At 63.5% G+C, this 17639-nt stretch carries 11 protein-coding genes; 1 reads left to right on the forward strand and 10 read right to left on the reverse strand.

Annotated elements, in window-relative coordinates; all coding sequences use genetic code 11:
* Window positions 1–258: 258 nt before the first annotated feature.
* The 9 genes from JIN81_RS01930 to JIN81_RS01970 form a co-directional block, all read right to left on the reverse strand.
* Window positions 259–759, reverse strand: a complete 501-nt coding sequence (locus JIN81_RS01930) for a hypothetical protein (protein ID WP_200275751.1) — start codon at window positions 757–759, stop codon at window positions 259–261.
* A gap of 148 nt (window positions 760–907) precedes the next feature.
* Window positions 908–2380, reverse strand: a complete 1473-nt coding sequence (locus JIN81_RS01935; RefSeq protein WP_200275753.1) for a nitronate monooxygenase — start codon at window positions 2378–2380, stop codon at window positions 908–910.
* A gap of 191 nt (window positions 2381–2571) precedes the next feature.
* Window positions 2572–3804 (reverse strand): NnrS family protein, encoded by a 1233-nt coding sequence (locus JIN81_RS01940; RefSeq protein WP_200275755.1) that lies wholly within the window; start codon window positions 3802–3804, stop codon window positions 2572–2574.
* Window positions 3805–3828: 24 nt separating this feature from the next.
* Complete coding sequence (locus JIN81_RS01945) at window positions 3829–5040, reverse strand: radical SAM protein (RefSeq protein WP_200275757.1); 1212 nt, start codon at window positions 5038–5040, stop codon at window positions 3829–3831.
* Window positions 5037–6113: a TIGR04053 family radical SAM/SPASM domain-containing protein gene (locus JIN81_RS01950; RefSeq protein WP_200275759.1), complete on the reverse strand. Its 1077-nt coding sequence runs from the start codon at window positions 6111–6113 to the stop codon at window positions 5037–5039. Before JIN81_RS01950 ends, JIN81_RS01945 begins: the two co-directional genes overlap by 4 nt.
* Window positions 6114–6516: 403 nt before the next feature.
* On the reverse strand, window positions 6517–7383 hold the full coding sequence (tsf, locus tag JIN81_RS01955; RefSeq protein ID WP_200275761.1) for a translation elongation factor Ts: 867 nt from the start codon (window positions 7381–7383) through the stop codon (window positions 6517–6519).
* A gap of 98 nt (window positions 7384–7481) precedes the next feature.
* Window positions 7482–8165 carry a 30S ribosomal protein S2 gene (gene rpsB, locus JIN81_RS01960; protein WP_200275763.1) on the reverse strand — a complete coding sequence of 228 codons (684 nt, stop codon included), beginning with the start codon at window positions 8163–8165 and terminating at the stop codon, window positions 7482–7484.
* A 214-nt stretch (window positions 8166–8379) separates the two neighbouring features.
* The gene (locus JIN81_RS01965; RefSeq protein WP_200275765.1) at window positions 8380–10515 is read right to left on the reverse strand and encodes a transglutaminase-like domain-containing protein; all 2136 of its coding nucleotides are present in this window, start codon (window positions 10513–10515) and stop codon (window positions 8380–8382) included.
* Window positions 10516–10520: 5 nt separating this feature from the next.
* Window positions 10521–11903 carry a DUF58 domain-containing protein gene (locus tag JIN81_RS01970; RefSeq protein ID WP_200275767.1) on the reverse strand — a complete coding sequence of 461 codons (1383 nt, stop codon included), beginning with the start codon at window positions 11901–11903 and terminating at the stop codon, window positions 10521–10523.
* Between the two features lie 101 nt (window positions 11904–12004).
* Between JIN81_RS01970 and JIN81_RS01975 the strand changes: the two genes are divergently transcribed.
* A complete protein-coding gene (locus JIN81_RS01975) occupies window positions 12005–12535 on the forward strand; it encodes a SprT-like domain-containing protein (protein WP_200275769.1) in 531 nt (176 codons plus the stop codon).
* Window positions 12536–12567: 32 nt separating this feature from the next.
* Here the strand turns inward: JIN81_RS01975 and JIN81_RS01980 are convergent, their stop codons facing one another.
* A complete protein-coding gene (locus tag JIN81_RS01980; RefSeq protein ID WP_200275771.1) occupies window positions 12568–17559 on the reverse strand; it encodes a sulfatase-like hydrolase/transferase in 4992 nt (1663 codons plus the stop codon).
* Window positions 17560–17639: the final 80 nt, after the last annotated feature.

Here is a 17639-nt window from a genome sequence, read left to right on the forward strand (position 1 = left end):
AGATTAACGATGTTGAGGTTGGGCGAAGAGGGTTCTGGATGATGTCTTTCAGATTGGGGAGATGTCGACAATAAAGGATTCAAGCTTACAAAAAGAGCATATGTGACATAATGGATGTCGCCAGCATGCAAAAACGCCTCCAATCGGCCTATGCATCCCCAATGGAGACACCGTTGACCACATTCTAGGTCCAGCAAGGGCTTTGATCTGGCGGGGCGTAAGCAGCCCGTGATCGTCGAACGCTGGGGTTCCTACGAGTCACTCTTCCTTTTTGGCGTCCTCGCGTCGGAAGGACTGGACGATGGCGAGGCAGGCGTCCTTGGTCTTCTCGTCGAGTGGCAGGGCGATGGTGGCTTGGAAGCGGACGAGGTCCTTGCGGCCATCGATGAAGACGGCGACGATGCCGAGTTGGCCCTCTTCGGGAATGAGAGTCACGAAGCGGGCATCACAACCGTCGAGCTTCCCGGGTGAGGCGGTGCCTTCGCCCTTGAAGCCGATGGCCTTGGCCATGGCTTGGGCAGAACTCTTGGCAATGGCATCGAGGTCGGGGGATCGGCCTTCCGGGATGGCGTCGGTATTGATCGAAATGATCGTGCCTTTGTCCGGGCTTTCGCGAGCGAAGTCAGCCTTGGGGGTGGGGGACTTGGCCTTGACCCACTTGGCGGGGAACTCGAAGGAGTAACGTCCGTCAGCGCATTTGACCCGCTCATCGGCATGGCAGGACATGATCAGGGCGAGCGAGATGAACAGCGCTTTCATGCCTCCATCAGATAGGCTGGAGGGGTGGGAAGGTCGAGTATAACCGGATGAGCAGGGTGCCGGGTCGGCTCAAGACGGCTTGATGAGTCTCAAACCGAAAGCAGAGAGCGAGTTCGGTCGGTTCGGTGGCTTCGGGTAGGAGGCGGATTCAAGCATGGCACGGAGAGCAGGAGGCTGAGGTGACGGACCCGTCCAACAGGTGGTCGACCAGGGCCTTTGCGGTGTAGCTGTCGCCCTGGTCCGGGAGCAGGTCGCGGATGCTTTCGAGGTCGTCGCCGAGGGTGATCAGTGCGGGTTCGGTGGGTTGACCGGAGCGCTCCTGACCGAGCCCGATGGTGGCCCCCAGCGAGTTGCACAGGCATTTCGCACCGATGGAGCGCTGGCGGTCTCCGCCTTTGGCGACGTAGGAATCCACTGGCTCACCCGAGCAGCGAAAGCCGATGCTTCCATCAGGCTTCGCGAAGGGTTCGCGGAGCACTCCGATGTCACAAACGCGTTCCCGGGATTGGTAGATCGGGTCTTCCGAAAGGGTTTCCGGTACGGAGGCGACCTTGAAGGGGAAGCCGGTGGGGGAGGCGGACGGGTCGGTGAAGATCTCCAGCTCGTCGGTACGGATGGCATCGATGATTTTCGACTTGAGCGATGGAGTGAATCCGGATTCCGCGCTCAGGGCGAAGGCGGTGCCGACTTGGATTCCGGCAGCTCCGAGTGCCTGGGCTTCGCGAAGTTTGCCGGCCCGACCGAAGCCGCCAGCGAGCCAGAATGGCAGGCCGATCTTGCGGAATGCGGAGGTGTCGATGGCATCGCGCGGGCCATAGATCGGTTCGCCGGATTCCGAGAGCGAGATGCCACCTCGAGGAGGAGCGTTGTGACCTCCGGCTTCTGGGAATTCGACGACGAATCCATCGACCACGCCGGATGCCTTTCGGTGCAGGGTTTTGGCGAGCACGGCGGAGGAGACCACGGCGAGGAAGGCCGGACGCTTAAGGGTGGGATCCGTGATTCCGCAGACATCGAGTGGGTCGAATGACAGGGTGACGGGTTCGGTCGCGCCAGTGACGTCGATCCGCATTTCCGCGGGCTGGTTGGCGGAGAGGAGGTCGAGCAGACCGGGGATCTGGCGAGGAATGCCGGCACCCATGAGGACGTAGTCGACCTTGGCGAGGATGGCTCCGTAGAGGAGTGGCAAGGTCGGGATCTGGCTCTTCTCCAGCAGGTTGATGCCGACGCTTCCGGGATGTCCCTCCTTCGCCAGCCAAACCGTGACGAAGCTGGCGAGGACGGAGTATTCCAGTGAAGCTCTGGAAGGGGGCAGGGCGGACATGGGCACGGGCCGGAAGGGGGCGCCCTCCGGCTTGCCGCCGTCGATGAAGTAACGTTTCAGGAAGCGCTCGGTGAGGGCCGGATTGGGAAAGGCTGCGAGGGCACGTCGGACGTGTCCGCCCGGGTCTCCAAGCTGAAGGGTTCGGGCGACGACGACATCGATCATGGTGCCGGACACCACGCCCAGTTGCCCGATGGACGAGACGGCTTTGGCGAGTTGCCAGCTTGAGACGCCGACGCCCATCCCTCCCTGGATGATTTCTGGTAGTGAGGTGGCCGGTGGTAGGTGTGAGCTCATGATGTTTTCAGATGGTCGTGGGGTAGGAGAAGACAGTCGGTGCCTCTGAGGCGGCGGGATGAAATGAAGATTCTAGAAGAGGCTTGAGATCTCGCAGGAGAAAGGGGGGCGTTCTGCAGGCTCTTGTAGATGGATGCCCCGTTTCATCGACGAGTTGATGAAGGGTCGGTTGGCACCGGAACCTGGTTGGTTCATGAGGTCTGCCGTCTGAGGGCGGCGCGGCGACGGCGCGGGCACTGGCTCTTGATCTCGCCTTCCTTGTAGACCGGGAGGCGAGCCTCACGGCGGAGCTTCCATGCCCAGAATGCGAGAATGACGACCCACAGCAGGGCGGCATAGATGAAGTGGGTGACCCTGACCTTCGGCACGAAGTCCGAGGTCAGGCGGGTGGCGGCCGTGAAGAGGATCAGAACCCAAACTCCGTGAAACCACTTCAGGGGAGAGGAGAGTCGGTCGTGGCGGCTGTTGTGCCCGAGCGTGACGCGGGTGGCGACGGCGAGCATCAGCAGGCCAAGGCTGCCGATGAACATGAGGTGCAGCGAGCCGATGCGTAGTGGCGGGAAGATCATGGCAAGAATCCAACCCCCGAGTGCCGAGGGCAGGACCCAGCGCAGGGCCAGACCGAGGCCGTTGACTTTCCCCCACGAGACGAGTCCGGGGACCGAACGGGTGAGGTGGACGGCGACCACGACGCAGCGGAGCGCCATGCCGGTGCGGCCGCCGACCCAGGCTTCCAGCGCGAAGCTGGCGAGGAAGAGCACGCCGGCGATGGTGGACTCGATGAAGGGGCGCATCCACCCGACCGGCATGTTCAGGCTGTCGTCGAAGGCGTGCAGTGACTTGCGTCCGAAGAAGCGCGGCAGGAGGTAGGGGGCCACTCCGAGGATGGGCAGCCAAAGGAAGCCTTGGAAATAGAGCAACCTCCAGAAGGTCCGCCACGGCATCGAATAGCTCAGGTAGCCTTCCATGCTCAGGGCGAAGCCGGAAAGCATGGCTCCGGTCAGCCCGAGCACGGCCAGCGGCAGTCCGGGTGGTGGCATGTCCTTGCGACCGACGAAAACCCGGAAGAGCAGGCTTTTGAGAATGCCGAGAAGCCAGAAGCCGGTCATCAGGTCGGCCATGGCGATGCGGTTGAATGCCAGGCTGGTCATGACGACCAGTGCCATGACGACATGGAGGATGATTTCAAACCGGCACCAAGGATCCGAGCCCAGCAGTCGGGGGCCGGCGGTGCCGAGGAATCCGGCGACGAAGCAACCGCCGAAGCCGATGACCATCCACCGGGCATGGGCTTCGAGCGGGTAGATGGTGGTCCATTCGGCGAAGTACGCCGGCCATAGGAGGACGCCGACCGCCGATGCCAGGATGCCCAGCGGAAAGAACACGCGGAACGGTTCTTCAGCGATCTGGTTGAGACGGTTCATGGCATGGGGCAGGCGATCCGGACCTCAGCATACGGCATGCGCCCCGATCTCCTCCGTGGTCAGGTAGCAGGCCGGGTCGCTGCCCCAGAGGTGACCATTGGCGAAGGCGGCGCGGGTGCGGAACCCACCGCCGCAGGTGGCGAACCACTGGCATCCGCCGCATGGCCCCTGCATTTTCTCCTGACGTTCCGAAGCGCTCAGGGCACCGACGGAGCGGATTTCGGAGAGGATCTTCGCGGACATGGGATTGCCTTCCTCCCAGATGGTGGAGAAGGGGATCTGCTTGACGTTGCCGAGCTGGACATCCTGCCAGAACTGGTCGGGATGCACGTTGCCCTGGGTATCGATGTTCGAGACGGCGCGACCGGAACTGTTCGCTCCGCCACCATTCCAGTTCAGGAGCTGGCGTGCCTGCTCGAGATTCGGGTGGTTTTCCCGCTCCATCCGCGTCAGCAGGTAGGCTCCGTCCGCTGGTTGGGTGACGGTCAGGACCTCGCGGTTGATGCCGCGGTCGTGCCAGTGTTCGACCCGCTTGATCAGGGTGTCGATGGCGTGGCGGGACTCGGCGGGATCGAGCACCTGGAGTTCGCTGCCACGGCCGGCGGGGACGAGGTGATAGAAGCAGGTCCGTTTGATTTCCTTTTCTTCGATGAAGTCGAGGATGCGATCGAGGTTGGCGACATTGTGCCGGGTCAGGGTCATGCGCAGGCCGGTCTTCTGGTCGACCTCGTGACAGTGCTTGAATCCACGCACGGCGGAATCGAAGGCACCCTGCTTGCCGCGGAATTCATCGTGGATGGCGCCGATGCCATCGAGGGAGATTCCGACGTAGGCCACGTTGGCTTCCTTAAGGCGAGCGGCCTTCTCCGGCGTGATGAGCGTGCCATTGGTGGAGATGGTCAGTTTCAGGCCTTTGGAGGAAGCCAGGTCGACGAGGTCGAAGAAACGGGGGTGGATCATCGGTTCACCCCCGGAGAGCAGCAGCGAAGGCACCTGGTATTCGGCCAGATCCTGGACCACGGCTTGCATCTGCTCCCAGTTGAGTTCTCCGGGGTACTGCTGGGCCATCGAGTCCGAGTAGCAGTGGACACAGCGAAGGTTGCAGGTCCGGGTGATGTTCCAGACGACGATGGGCTTGCGCACGCGTGAGTTGGAAGCGGCTGCCTTGCCGTGGCCGTAGCGCAGGTCGTCGGCAGGTTGGGCTTCTCCGGTCCAGAGTCGGGTCAGATTGATCATGAATTGAGCATTGCAGGTTCGTAGGAGCAGGATGGATCCGCTGCGAAGGCGTCGCCCGTCATGCCGTAGGCACGGGAACGCGAGCCACCACAGATCTTGCGGAACTCGCAGCGGCCGCATTTGCCGCCGAGGGCATCGGAGTCACGCAGGCTGACGAAGAGCGGATGGTTGCGGTAGATCCATGCGGGGTGGTGCTCGCGCACGGTCCCGCATTCGAAAGGAAGAAAGCCGGATGGACTGACCACGCCGGTGTGGGAAATGAACATCACGCCGCGTCCATCACGGATGCCGAGGGGCGAGCGCATGCCCTGACGTCCCTTGTTGCCGCCCTTTCCACGCTGCGCGAGCACGCGGCGGAAGTGGTGGCCTTCGGTGGTCTTGATGGCGAAAGGTGCGTTGCCGACGAGGTCGGCCATTTCCGCGAAGATCCGCTCGAGGTCATCGGCTGCCGGGACGTCTGCGGCGCCGGCACGACCGGTGGGGACGAGGATGAAGACACTCCACATCTCGGGCTTGAGTTCGAACATGAGGTCGCGGAAGGCGTGGAACTCGTGGAGGTTCGAAGCGGCCAGGGTGGTGTTGATCTGTACTGACAGGCCGGCGTCGTGCGCCATGTGGACGGCCTTGATCGTGCGGTCGAAGGTGTGCGGGACGCCGCGGAAACGGTCGTGGGTTTCGGCGGTGGCTCCGTCGAGGCTCAATGAGATGCGCTTGATGCCGGCATCGTGGATACTAGAGAAATCGTAGTTTACGAGTCTCTGGGTGCCGGATGGGCTGAGGCCGACCCGCATGCCTGCGTCGCTGGCACGGCGTCCGATTTCCAGCACATCCTTGCGCATCAGCGGGTCGCCACCTGTGAGGATGAGCATGGGTGGGGCGAGTTCGGCGAGTTGATCCACCAGCTTGAAAGCCTCGTCGTGGTTCAGTTCGCGTGGGTCGCGCCGGGGTTGGGCTTCAGCGCGGCAGTGCTGGCAGGCGAGGGCGCAAGCCCTGGTGATCTCCCAGAAGACCAGAAATGGGCGTGCCGCAAACGGGTCCTTGTCGGCGGTGGAGTTCTGGAAAGGGGCGACCATGGCTTGGTGATGAGTTGACCGGAGTAAACGCCGGGTAGGAGCAAGGCTCCACGCCGCAAGCGAGACTCACTCCGCGTATTCTGCTTTGGATTCTGGCGGGAGTCTTCAGCTCGGATGCGAGGCGACGAGGCGCCGGTCCAAGCCTTGTTTTCCCTGACGGATCAACGGAATCCGGTTCCCCGGTGCAGTCGGGAGGAGCGTGGCCAACGGTATGAATAATGCAAGAACAAAAGGTCTGTAATTCAGTAAATAAGCACGCGTTGACTTCGGTGGGTGGTGAGTGAAGGAGTGGGGGGGCGGGTCCTAGGCGGGTGATAGGTCCGAGGCGGGTGATCCGGCCACGAAAAAGCGCCCGCTCCTGGGTGGAGGCGGGCGCTTTTGAAAGGTGGGAACCTGAGGGGGATTACTCGCCGAGTCCGAAGCGGACGAAGCGGCGGATTTCCAGTTCGTCGCCGACGGTCTTGCCGGTGGTGGCGACGAGGCCCTTGATCTTCTGGTCGGGGTCCTTGACGAAGGCTTGCTCGAGCAGGCAGTTCTCGGAGAAGAACTTGCCGATCTTGCCGAGGATGATCTTTTCGATGATCTCGGCAGGCTTGCCTTCGTTGTTGAGCTGGGCACGGAAGACGTCCTTCTCGGCCTCGACGAGGTCGGAGGAGATGTCTTCGCTGGAAAGTCCCTTCGGTGCGGCTGCTGCGATGTGGAGGGTGATGTCCTTCACGAGCTCTTGGAACTCTTCCTTGGCGGCGGTTTCGCCTTGCTTGGCTCCGACTTCGACGAGGACGCCGACCTTGCCGCCCATGTGGATGTAGTGGGCGATGGTGCCGCTGCCTTCGAGTTCGAAGCGCTCGAACTTGCGGAGTTGGATGTTCTCGCCCAGTTCGATGACCTTGGCCTTCACGAACTCGTCGATGGTGCCCTCGCCCTTGCTGACCTTGAGCGCTTCCTCGAGATTCGAGGCGTCGCTGGCTGCGAGGGTGTCGGCGATTTCGTCGACGAAGGCGACAAAGGTCTCGTTGCGCGACACGAAGTCGGTCTCGCAGTTGACTTCGACGAGGATGCCGGACTTGCCGTCATCGGAGAGGCGGGCGGCGATGATGCCTTCGGAGGCTTCGCGGTCGGCCTTGCCTGCGGCTTTCGAAATGCCCTTCTCGCGGAGCCAGGTCACAGCGGCCTCAAGGTCGCCGGCGGTCTCGGTGAGGGCCTTCTTGCAGTCCATCATGCCCGCGTTGGTCTTATCGCGGAGTTCTTTGACGAGTGATGCGGTGATCATGGTGTGATGTAATCGTTGGATGGTTCGGAGCGGCACGGATCGTGAAGGGGGAGCCCTTCGAGATCAGTGCCTGCTCGGGTGACGTTTCCGTGAGTTCCTCAGCCCTTCTTGCCGACGACGATGGCGTCGACGAGGTTCTGGAGGATGATGCGGATCGAGCGAACGGAGTCGTCGTTGCCCGGGATCGGGTAATCGACCACGCCAGGGTCGGCATTGGAGTCGACAATGGCGATGATCGGGATGTTCAGGCGGCGGGCTTCGGCGACGGCGATGGACTCGCGTGCGGAGTCGACGATCACCAGTGCGTCGGGAAGGCCGTCCATGTTGCGGATGCCTTCGAGGTTGCGGCGCAGCTTGTTCTTCTCACGAGTCAGTGCGGCGAACTCCTTCTTGGAGATCATCTTGAACTCAGGCGACTTTTCGAGGCCTTCGAGCCACTTGAGGCGCTCGATGGACTTCTTGACGGTCGACATGTTGGTCAGCATGCCACCGAGCCAGCGGTGATTGACGTAGAATTGCTTGGTTGCCTCAGCGGACTGCTGGACGGCTTCCTGGGCCTGGCGCTTGCAGCCGACGAAGAGGATCTTCTTGCCCTTGGTGGCGAGGCCGGAGAGGTAGTCGGAGGCCTTGTCGAGGCACTTGACGGTCTGGTCCAGGTTGATGATGTAGATCCCACCCTTGTCCTTCATCAGGTAGGGCTTCATTTTGGGATTCCACTTCTTGGTCTGGTGGCCGTAGTGGACGCCGGCGTCCACCATTTCGTTGATGAGTTCGTTAATCATGTTCTTGGTCCCGCCTTGATTCAGGTCGGGCGATTTTGGGAAACCCGCCGCATGGATCGGTCCCTCCGGTTTCCCGTTGTCGTAGCGGCAGCGAAAGAAGGGACGCGCGGGATAGGGGGTGGGGCCTGGATTGGCAAGGGAAAAGGCGACCGATGCCAGGGATGGTCGGGTCCGGAGCGGGGGAGATCGGCGGATTTCGCTACCGTGGAATGTCCTACTGGTCGGGGAGCTGGGTGAGGTCGTCGCGGACCTGGGAGACCTGGGCGATCAGATCGGGGTCAAGCTGGTCGGGGCTGGAAGCGGGGTCGAAACGTCGTGCCTGATGGAGGCGGATGGCGCTTTCCAGTGGGATGGGGTCGGGAAGGAGGGGGATGAGCTGGCGCAGCCAGCGGGTGATGGGGGTGCCGGGAGGGCGGGGGCCGATGTGGGGGGTGGCGAGGGGTTCGAGGTCGCTGAGGGCGGTGGTTTCGACCTTGCGGCGGTATGGGGTGGTGGTGCGTTCTTCTTCGAGCCGCTTCTTCGAACGCCAGAGCCTTCTGGCGACGAGGAGGGCGCCGAAGACCAGCGGCAGGACCATGAGGAGGATGGCCATGGCCATGTTGCCGGGCTGGGTCCGCCAGACGAGGAGGTCGTCACGGAACATCTGAAGCCGGTCGAGCCAGGGCTGCCATGCGGCCACCCGAGGGGTTTCACGGCCGGTCCAGTCGGCTGGGGTGAGATCGACATCGACCCACTTCCCTCGCGCGGCGTCCCATGCGAGTGCCCAGGCGTGGGCGTGGGTTCCACGGAGGAAGGCGACGCCGGACTTCGGATCGCGCTCGGCAACGCTGAAGCCGGTGGCGTATCGGGTCGGCACGCCACATTCGCGGAGGATGAAGGCGGTGGCGGTGGCGAAGTACTCGCAGTGGCCGCGTTTGGTCTGATTGAGGAAGATGGTGACGAAGGCGGCGCGGCCGTTGTCGGTGCGGGGGCGCGGTTGTTCGAGGTAGCGGGTGTAGGTGAAGTGGTCGTTGAAGTGCTGGCGCAGGACCCGGATTCGCTCTTCAAAGGGAAGATCGCGCAGGCCGAGCCGATCGACGAACTCGGCAATGGCCTCGGCTTCGTTGGTGGGGATGCGCAGGTCGGGGTCGACCCGGTCGGGGTTGCGGGGGTCCTCCCATGGTGGGCGGGCGGTGGTCATGGGGTCGGCCCAGCGGACGACGGTATCGGTGACCGGGTGTTTCGGGTCGAGCCGGAGGGTGCCGAAGGGGTTGATTTCGAGCTGCTGGCTCTCCTGCACGATGCTGGCGGCATTGGCGGGGATGGGAAGGAGGCCCTTCCTCGGGTGGGAGCCGCGCAGGGTGAAGTAGGGCAGGGATGGATGGGTGGCGGCCGCGGGGTCGAGGAAGGTGTTGTCCTCCGCGAGAGCGGTGATGCGGTATTCAATCTCATCGGCACCGACCGAGGGAAGATCCTCGAACATGCCGGTGGTGCGGACGGCGTCTTCGTCCCTCGGATCGACGGGGAGTACGGTGCTCCAGTAGGTGTTCAGGTAGGTGTTGTAGGCTGCGACGCGGACGAGGCGTGGCAGGTCACCGTGGCCGGGGATGAGGCGCCATTGGATTGCGGGAGACTGCTTGATCTCCCTCAATTCGCCGATGGAGGTGCGGGTCTGGCGTGCCCAGTCGAGCGAGCCGTATTGATAGTTGCCGAGGACGAAGCGCTGGTAGGCGTAGTTCAGTGCCTTTTCCCCGCCGAGGCCGCCGATGGTGGCGAGGGTGATCATGACGAGGGCGCCGATCGGGGCGAGCCGCTGTTTCCATGAGAACGAGCGGTGGAAGGCCCAGATGATCAGAATGAGGGCGGCCGGGAAGAAAATGACCGAGCGGGCGTGATCGCCGAGTGCCGAAGCCACCAGGGTGACGGTCAGGTAGACGTAGCCGAAGTTGAAACGGACGTCGCGGAAGGGCAGGCCGTATTTCTCACAATGGGCCTTCCGTCGTCTGAGGAACTGCGAGAAATTCGTGAGTGAGATGCTACGGTGGATGCCGTAGCTCTGCACGAACTGGAGCGGGAGGATGATGACCGGTAACCAGACGACCGTCTTCGGCAGTGCGGAAATGACGGATGAATTCATCCAGATGATCGCCCCGGAAAAGAGGAGGAGGACGAGCGAGGTCCGCCAGGCGCGTTGGCTGGCGAGGTCGCTGAATTCCCAGCGGATTCTCGTCCAGTGGGATGCCTCGACGATGATGGCGGTGATCAGACCGATCAAGGGATGATCCGAAATACCGCCCCACAGCATCAGCGCCACCCCGAGCAGGAGGCGGGGTGGTGCGGTGGGTTCGCGGGGTGATGAGATGGATCTCATGGCGGTCAGAGCCGGGGTGGGAGGCGCAGGAGGTCGGCTGCGAGGTGGGAGCTGCGCACGAAGTGAACGCGAGGTGGGCGGGATTCCGGGATTTCGCGGCAGACGACGACGGCGCCGATTTCGACGCCGGCGCTGCTGATGGCGTTGAGGAGTTGGGCGCGTTCGGGAGACCAGCCGGCGATGACGGCGAGGCAGCCGGCCAGGTCTTCGGTGTGGCGGAGCACGAGGCGCTTGAGGGATTCGAATTCGGGGGTGGGCGAGGCTTCGACGCCGGCAAGGACCTCGAGGAGGGTGTCCGAGCGCCCGGTGCCGCGGCCAGCGGTGACGACCTGCTCGCGACCGGAGATGAACATCAGGTCGATGAGCGATTCCTGGGTGTCGATCGAGGAAACGAAAGAAGCCGCCACCGAGACGGCGTCTTCGAAGAGATCCTCGTCGAGTGCCTCCGGGAAGGTGTCGAGGATGAGGCCGTGGCGGGGGAAGAAAGTGTCCTCGAACTCCTTGACGATGGGTTTTCCGGTGCGCGCCCAGCTTTTCCAGTCGATCAGTCGGAGTGGGTCGCCGGGTTGGTAGTCGCGCAGGCTGACGAACTCACCGGACGGTCCGGTGTTGCGTGATGCGGCGTCGCCGCCGGGCTGAAACCGTGCGCTTCCGGGGAGTTCGAAACCCGGGAGTCGGAACCGTTGCGGGAGGACCGCCAGCGTGGCCGCCCGGTTCGAGACGACGGTGCAGCGCTGGAACAGGCCGAGTGGGTCGGGCAGGAGGACGCGGAGGTCGTCGAGACGGATCAGGCCACGTCGTCGTGGCATGAGTTCGGCGGTGAGGGTTTGTTCTCCGTCGCGCTCGAGCGTAACGGGTTGGTCGGAGGGGGTGGCTTCAAAGAGGAGGCGGCGCTCGCAGAGCCAGTTCCAGCAGTAGTAGGCAAAGGTGCGGTCGAAGGCGTTGCGCTTCTCGCTACCGGGTTCGACGCTTTGCATGAAGAGCTCGCGGCTTGGACGAGGGTCGGGCGGGGTCTCGATCAGCCAGGCATTCCTCAGCTTCCGTTTCCCTTGGTTCTTCAGGTGGTAGCGGAGCCGCACCCTTTCGCCGGCGGTGGCGTGTTGCGGAAGGTCGCGCTGCACTTCGAGCTTGGCTCGGCGTAGCGGCAACCAGAGCAGGGAGATCACGCCGAGTGTGAAGGCGAAGGAGAGCAGGCGGAAGATCGGGTCGGAGGCCTGACCACCCGCCAGGCAGGTCAGCACGATCCCGATGAGCAGAAGTCCGATGCCGGCCGGTCGGAGTCGCCTGCGCAGGAAGAAATTCCACGCGGCCCCGGAGTGGTAGAAGCGGTGGACGGCCCTGCGGAGGCGAAGGGCGGGTGCCGTGACGTTGGTTGCGGATTCCGACAAGGTGGGGGAAGTCTAGAGTCGGGATGCGGGGGGTGCCAGCAAAGACGATCATGGGGCGTCGATGGGTTGCCATCGGCGTGGAAGCTTGGTAGCCGAACGGAGTGAGTGAGCCGCACGATGAGTCTGAGCATGCCCTGGATGGGCGGGTGCTGGCGGCGCAGTGTCGGGAGCTTCTGCTGGCGCTCCGTCTGCGGAAGCTGGCGGGTCGACTCAGGGTGGGCTGGAACCCCAGACTGCGGTCGACGGCCGGGCGTGCCTGGCTTGAAGACTCGTGGATCGAGCTGAATCCGCTGCTGGTCAAGCATGGTGAGAAGGAGGTCAGGCTTACGCTTCTGCATGAATTGGCCCATCTGGTGGCCCATGAGAGGCATGGTCGGCGGATCGCACCGCATGGCCCTGAATGGCAGAAGGCGTGCGCGGATCTTGGGATCCCCGGAGCGCCGGTGACCCATCGGCTGGACCTCCCGAGGAGGAAGGTGGTGCGGCGCTACTACTACGAGTGTCCGAGCTGTGGCGCGGGCATGAGGCGGGTGCGGCGGATGAAGCGCGAGGCTGCCTGCCTGGCGTGTTGCCGACGGCACTCCGATGGCCGGTTCGATCGTCGTTTCGTGATGGTCGAGAAGCAGGCGTGAGCGTGCTAGTGCAGTCCGCCAAGCAGACTGCACTAGGGCTGGTTCGTGGGCCTGAGGTCGACCCGGACGCGAAGGAACCGGCGGACCGGGGTGGCGGTGCCAGCTTCGAATTTCACCGTCTCGGTGCACGGGAGTGGTCCGGGCTCATCCTCATCAGGGATGGCTTCGAAGGAGGTCCATCCGAGGAGGTCTTCGGATTGCTCGAAGGTGTAGTCGACTCCCTGGCACTGGTCGTCGGGCTTCGAGAAGGTCAGGTAGGCGGTGTCATCCTCGATCGAGAGTTGGGGAAGCGGGGCGCTCGATGTGACATGTGGATTTCCAACGAAGGCGTATTCAAGCAGTCGGGGCAGGCCATCGTTGTCATCGTCGGCATTCCAGTCGACCACCGCATCGCCGAAGTAGCGGGCGTGCCACGCTGCGGGTGCCTGATCCCGGTCGTTGGCTTGATCGGTGATGTCGGGTCCGCTGAGGGCGCTGGAGTAGATCCGGAGCTCGTCGATGAGGCCTTCGAAGTAGCGGTTCTGGTCGTCCACCCCGATGGCGAGGGCATTGTCGAGGTTGGTGGTGATGGGTTCGGGGGTGGAGCCACCCGGGGTTTCGAGGTTGCCGTCGACGTAGAGCAGGCAGTCGGTGACATCCGAGCCGCCGGTGGGGAATACGAGGGCCACATGGTGCCATTGGTTGTCGCGCAGGTCCGTCGATCCTCGCAGGTAGCCGCCCTTCACTTCAACGCGGAGTGTGCCAATTCCTGCGGCGGCATTCTCGAGTCGGAAGTGCCACTTGCCCCCGTTGGCGCCGGTGTTCGACCCCCATGAGACGAGGGAGCCGAGGGTTGGAGAACTGGAGGCGTCCGGCACCTTGATCCATGCGGTGACGGTGCGGGGTGTGGAGCCGAGCGGTGGGGTGTAGATGGCGGGATTGACCGGGATGAAGTCATCGACTCCATCGAAGGCGAGGGCGAGGCCGTTCGGGCTGTCGTTCCAGGCTGGCCCGGGGCCGGAATTTGCCTGGGCTCCCAGTGCGGTCCCTCCGGCATCGTGCACGACGGTTCCCTGGCCCTCATTGAAGGGGACCCAGAGGTTGGAAATGGGGAAAACGAGGGTGACGGTGACCCGTGCGGTGGTGGTGAATTGCCCGTCGGTGAGTGTGTATTCGAACTGGTCGGTGCCGGCATACCCGGCTGCAGGGGTGTAGCGGACCTGGTTGTTCTCGATGGCGGTGGTGCCGGAGGTGGGGGCGGCGACGGCTGTGATGGAAAGCGGGTTGGGGAGGCCGTCATCGATGTCATTGGCGAGGACATCGATGAGGATGCTCGATCCGACGGCGGTGGTGGCGTCATCGTCGATGCCGATGGGTTCCGGATCGGGTGTGCCCTCGATGAACAGGGCGGAGGCCGGGAGTTCCTCGGCGGTGGTGCCGGGGCCGCTCCAGGTGATGTCGAGCTGGGGTGTCACTCCGCTACGGTTTCTGTAGTAGATCCGGTAGGGGTGCATGCCGGCTTCGAGCAGCACGGTTCCTGTGGTGACGGAGCCGTCGTGCTTGAAGTCGTCGTCGAGGACCATGATGTCGTGGATCCTGAGGAATGCGCCGGAGTCCGACTGCACGCTGAAGGTCCAGGTGCCCGTGGTGGGAATCGAGATGTAGCCGGTGTAGAGGAGGCCGTTTTCCATGGGGCCCGCGGGGAGGTCGGCGAGGTCCGGGGAGGCGGATGTTCCGTTGCCGAGCTCGGCCTCAGTGGTGAACTCGGGGATCCACGGCCAGAAGCCGCTGTAGGACTTCCACTCGACTCCGTTGACGACGGCCCCGGGTGTCACCGGTGGGACGGGGGTGCTGTCCATGTAGGGGCGGGAGGCCGATGAGTCGGGCTGGCGGATCCGCAGGACGCGGTCCTTCATCCGCTGTTGGAGTTCGACGAAGTAGGTTTCCTGTCCGGCGGGTGGGTTGATGGCCAGATTGTTGGATTCAGTGGGGTCCGCGGTGAGGCGGGTATCGTAGATCTCGAAGTCGGTGTCAGCGGTTGCGGGGTTGCTGCGGATGCCCTTGTAGTCGTCGACGAAGATGACCTGGGACTGGGTGCGTGCTGTTCCTCCGTGATTGGTGAAATCGGAGTAGGTGGGGGTGCTGCCGCCGGTGGTGTATTCGATGTAGGTGGTGGTGGGCTTCTGACTGCCGGTTCCGGTGAGGGTCGGGGTCAGGTCCACGCCGTCGGTGCGGGCGGGAGGGGTGAGGCCGGCGACGGTGCTCAGCGTGGCGAGCCAATCGTGCAACTGGGCGGGCATTTCATTGGTCGATCCGGCGGGGATGGTGCCTGGCCAGCAGACCAGAGTCGGCTGGCGGATGCCGCCTTCCCAGCAGTCGCGTTTGATGCCCTCGAAGGGTCCGTAGGACTGGAACGAGCTCGGTTGGTAGTTCACGCCGGCGATGTAGGATTCGCTGTGAGGACCGTTGTCCGCGGAGAAGACGATGAGGGTTTCATCTTCGATGCCGAGGTCGGCGAGGGTCTTGCGGAGGTCTCCCACGCAGTCGTCCATGCGGCGGATGAGGGTGGCCTGGCGTTTCTCCACATCGGTCCAGGATTCTCCGGCGTAGTCGGGGTGGATGTAGGAGTCCTCGGTGCCGATCGCGGTGTTGATGATGCCGCTTTCGATGCCGGTCCACTGCAGGCCACCCGAGATGCCGAAGCCCGAGTCGTCGTCGTCGTCGGAGGGGTTTCTGCCGGGGAACTCGACGGTGGGGAGTTGCAGGGCTGCGTGGGGGGTGTCGTAGGCGAGGAGGATGAAGAAGGGTTCGTTGTCACCATCGCCGTGTTCATCGATGATCATCTGCTTGGCCTTCGCCGTGAAGAGGTCGGGGGTGAAGCACTTGTCGAGGGCTGACGCCATTTCCATCTCTCCGTCGTAGAGCTCCTTCTTGCTGCGATGGGACGCGGAGTTGCCGAGTGGCCATTCGTAGTCCGGGTAGTGGACGTGGCCGTCCGCATGGCGGACGTAGCCGAAGAACTCATTGAAGCCCCGCTTGGTGGGGTAGGCAGGCCATGCGACGGGGTTTCCACCGCCGCCCTGAAGTCCGTACTTGCCGACGAGGGCGGTCCGGTAGCCGGCGGTGCGCAGGGTGGTGGCGAGGGTGTGGTTGTTCTCGAGGGCCTTGTCGAACTGGTTGTCCCGGATGTTGGCGTGGCCCTGGTGCATGCCGGTGAAAAGCGAGCCGCGGGAGGGTGCGCAGACGGGAGCGGGGCAGTAGTGGCGATCGAGAATCAGCCCTTGATTCGCCATCGCATCGAGGAAGGGGGTCTTGTGCTTCTTGCCGGCCTTGGAATTCTGGTGAAGGACGCCGATGTCACCGTAGCCGAGGTCATCGCAGAAGATGTAGAGGATGTTGGGGCGGTCGATCTTTGAGGCGGGGTCGTTGGGGTCGAGGCCTTTGGCGAGTTCGAAGCCATCGGGATTGCCGTCGCCATCCGAGTCCCGGTTGGCGGGGTCGGTAGTGGTCTCCGCGCCGTCGGCGATCAGGTCATCGTCCGAGTCACCGTGGTTGGGGAAGGTGCCGGCATTGAACTCGGCGAGGTCGGTCAGCCCATCATTGTCGAAGTCCGCGGTACCATCCCGCGACGTGTCGCCGAAGTAGATCGTTTCCCAAGCGTCGGCCATGTTGTCGTTGTCTCCATCGGGGGCACCGGTGAAGGGAATCAACCGGCTGCCTCCGGAGCCGTTTGAGGTGACGGCGATGTTGATCCCGTTCACGGCGGGTTGCCCCTCGACCGTGATGGCGGACAGGAGGTTGTCGACCGTTCCCTCCGGGGAGAAGACGGTGAATTCGAGGGTGGCGGTCGACCCGACCGGGAAGTCGACGGTCGATTGATCGAGCGGGCTGCTGCTCGTATCCAGCACGAGGTTTCCGCCTGAAAGGGTGGCGGTCACGGCTCGAAGTCCCTCGGTGCTGACCGTGCCCCCGGTCATGCTGAGGGGGCCATGGGTGATGCGGTGGTCGCCCCCGAGGGCGAACAGGGTGGTGCCGCCACTGACCGTGAGGGATCCGATCCCGAGGTTGAGTGTGCCCGTTGCTCCACCGCCACCGGGCGTGCCGGATGCGATCACGAGGTCGGCATCGACGGGTTCACCGGCATTGATGCTGGGGATCGTGGTCACGTTGTCGGCGTCCTTCGACCAGTTGTTCTCACCGAAGAGCGAAGCGCCGTCGCCACCGGATGCGCCGGCGGTCCAGGTGTAGCTGTTCAGAACGATGGGCGAGGGTGTGCCGGTGACCTGGAAGTTGTCCCAGTAATGGCCGAAGCTGGTGCCAGTGACGTTGGTGAGGGTGAAGTAGGCGAGGCTGTCATGGGTGGTGCCGTCGTAGGTCGGGATCGAGCTGGAGGTGAAGGTGGCTCCGGTCTGGCTGGTCGTGGCGACGGTCCAGCCCGAGTTGCCCACGGTCACGGTGAAGCTGGCGTCCTTGCTGGTGTCGAGCGAGTTTCCGTTTCCGCCGTTGCCCCACCAGTAGCTCCCGGGGACTCCGGCTCCGGGAAGGGTCGCGCGGACCGGGCCAGCGACTTCGTAACCGGGTCTCTGACGGTCGTTGCTGTCATTGCCGAATGCGTCCCTGTCACCCAGCACGAGCGCGAAGATGGGTTGACCCGACGCGTCAAAGCCAGTCATGACCGTGGTGATCTCGACGTTGTTGGTGCGGATGGAGGCCAACTCGAAGCTGAGGGTGGCGGTGTCCGATCCGGAGAGGCTGACGATTTCGGACAGGTTGAACCGGGTGCTGAGCAGGCCGGTATCGTTGCTCTCGAGCGCCAGGGCCCCGTTTCCAAGGGTCGGATCTGACGAGGGGGACGTAGGACTGGGAAGGGCGGATGCGGTCTCGCCATCGGCATTGTAGATCGCGCTCCCTTTCGTGGGGTAGATCGAGCTCTCGAAGTCGGCCTCGAAGACCGTGGTCTGGGCGAGGACAGTTGCGGTGACGAGGCTGACGGCGATCAGGCCGTGGCGGAAGGTGCTCGGGGTGGGGAAGGAATCGGGGAGCATGGGTTTGAAGGAGTTTGCTACGAATTGGAGCATTCCGCCACGACGATACTCGAAACGAGCCAGAAATTCACAAGAAAGGT

The organism is Haloferula rosea (assembly GCF_016595525.1).
In the GTDB taxonomy this organism is placed as follows: domain Bacteria; phylum Verrucomicrobiota; class Verrucomicrobiia; order Verrucomicrobiales; family Akkermansiaceae; genus Haloferula; species Haloferula rosea.

Excerpts from the sequence above, each read along its gene's own strand:
- JIN81_RS01930 (WP_200275751.1), bottom strand. The coding sequence starts at position 759 with ATGAAAGCGCTGTTCATCTCGCTCGCCCTGATCATGTCCTGCCATGCC.
- JIN81_RS01950 (WP_200275759.1), bottom strand. The coding sequence starts at position 6,113 with ATGGTCGCCCCTTTCCAGAACTCCACCGCCGACAAGGACCCGTTTGCG.
- JIN81_RS01980 (WP_200275771.1), bottom strand. The coding sequence starts at position 17,559 with ATGCTCCCCGATTCCTTCCCCACCCCGAGCACCTTCCGCCACGGCCTG.
- JIN81_RS01935 (WP_200275753.1), bottom strand. The coding sequence starts at position 2,380 with ATGAGCTCACACCTACCACCGGCCACCTCACTACCAGAAATCATCCAG.
- JIN81_RS01965 (WP_200275765.1), bottom strand. The coding sequence starts at position 10,515 with ATGAGATCCATCTCATCACCCCGCGAACCCACCGCACCACCCCGCCTC.
- rpsB (WP_200275763.1), bottom strand. The coding sequence starts at position 8,165 with ATGATTAACGAACTCATCAACGAAATGGTGGACGCCGGCGTCCACTAC.
- tsf (WP_200275761.1), bottom strand. The coding sequence starts at position 7,383 with ATGATCACCGCATCACTCGTCAAAGAACTCCGCGATAAGACCAACGCG.
- JIN81_RS01940 (WP_200275755.1), bottom strand. The coding sequence starts at position 3,804 with ATGAACCGTCTCAACCAGATCGCTGAAGAACCGTTCCGCGTGTTCTTT.
- JIN81_RS01945 (WP_200275757.1), bottom strand. The coding sequence starts at position 5,040 with ATGATCAATCTGACCCGACTCTGGACCGGAGAAGCCCAACCTGCCGAC.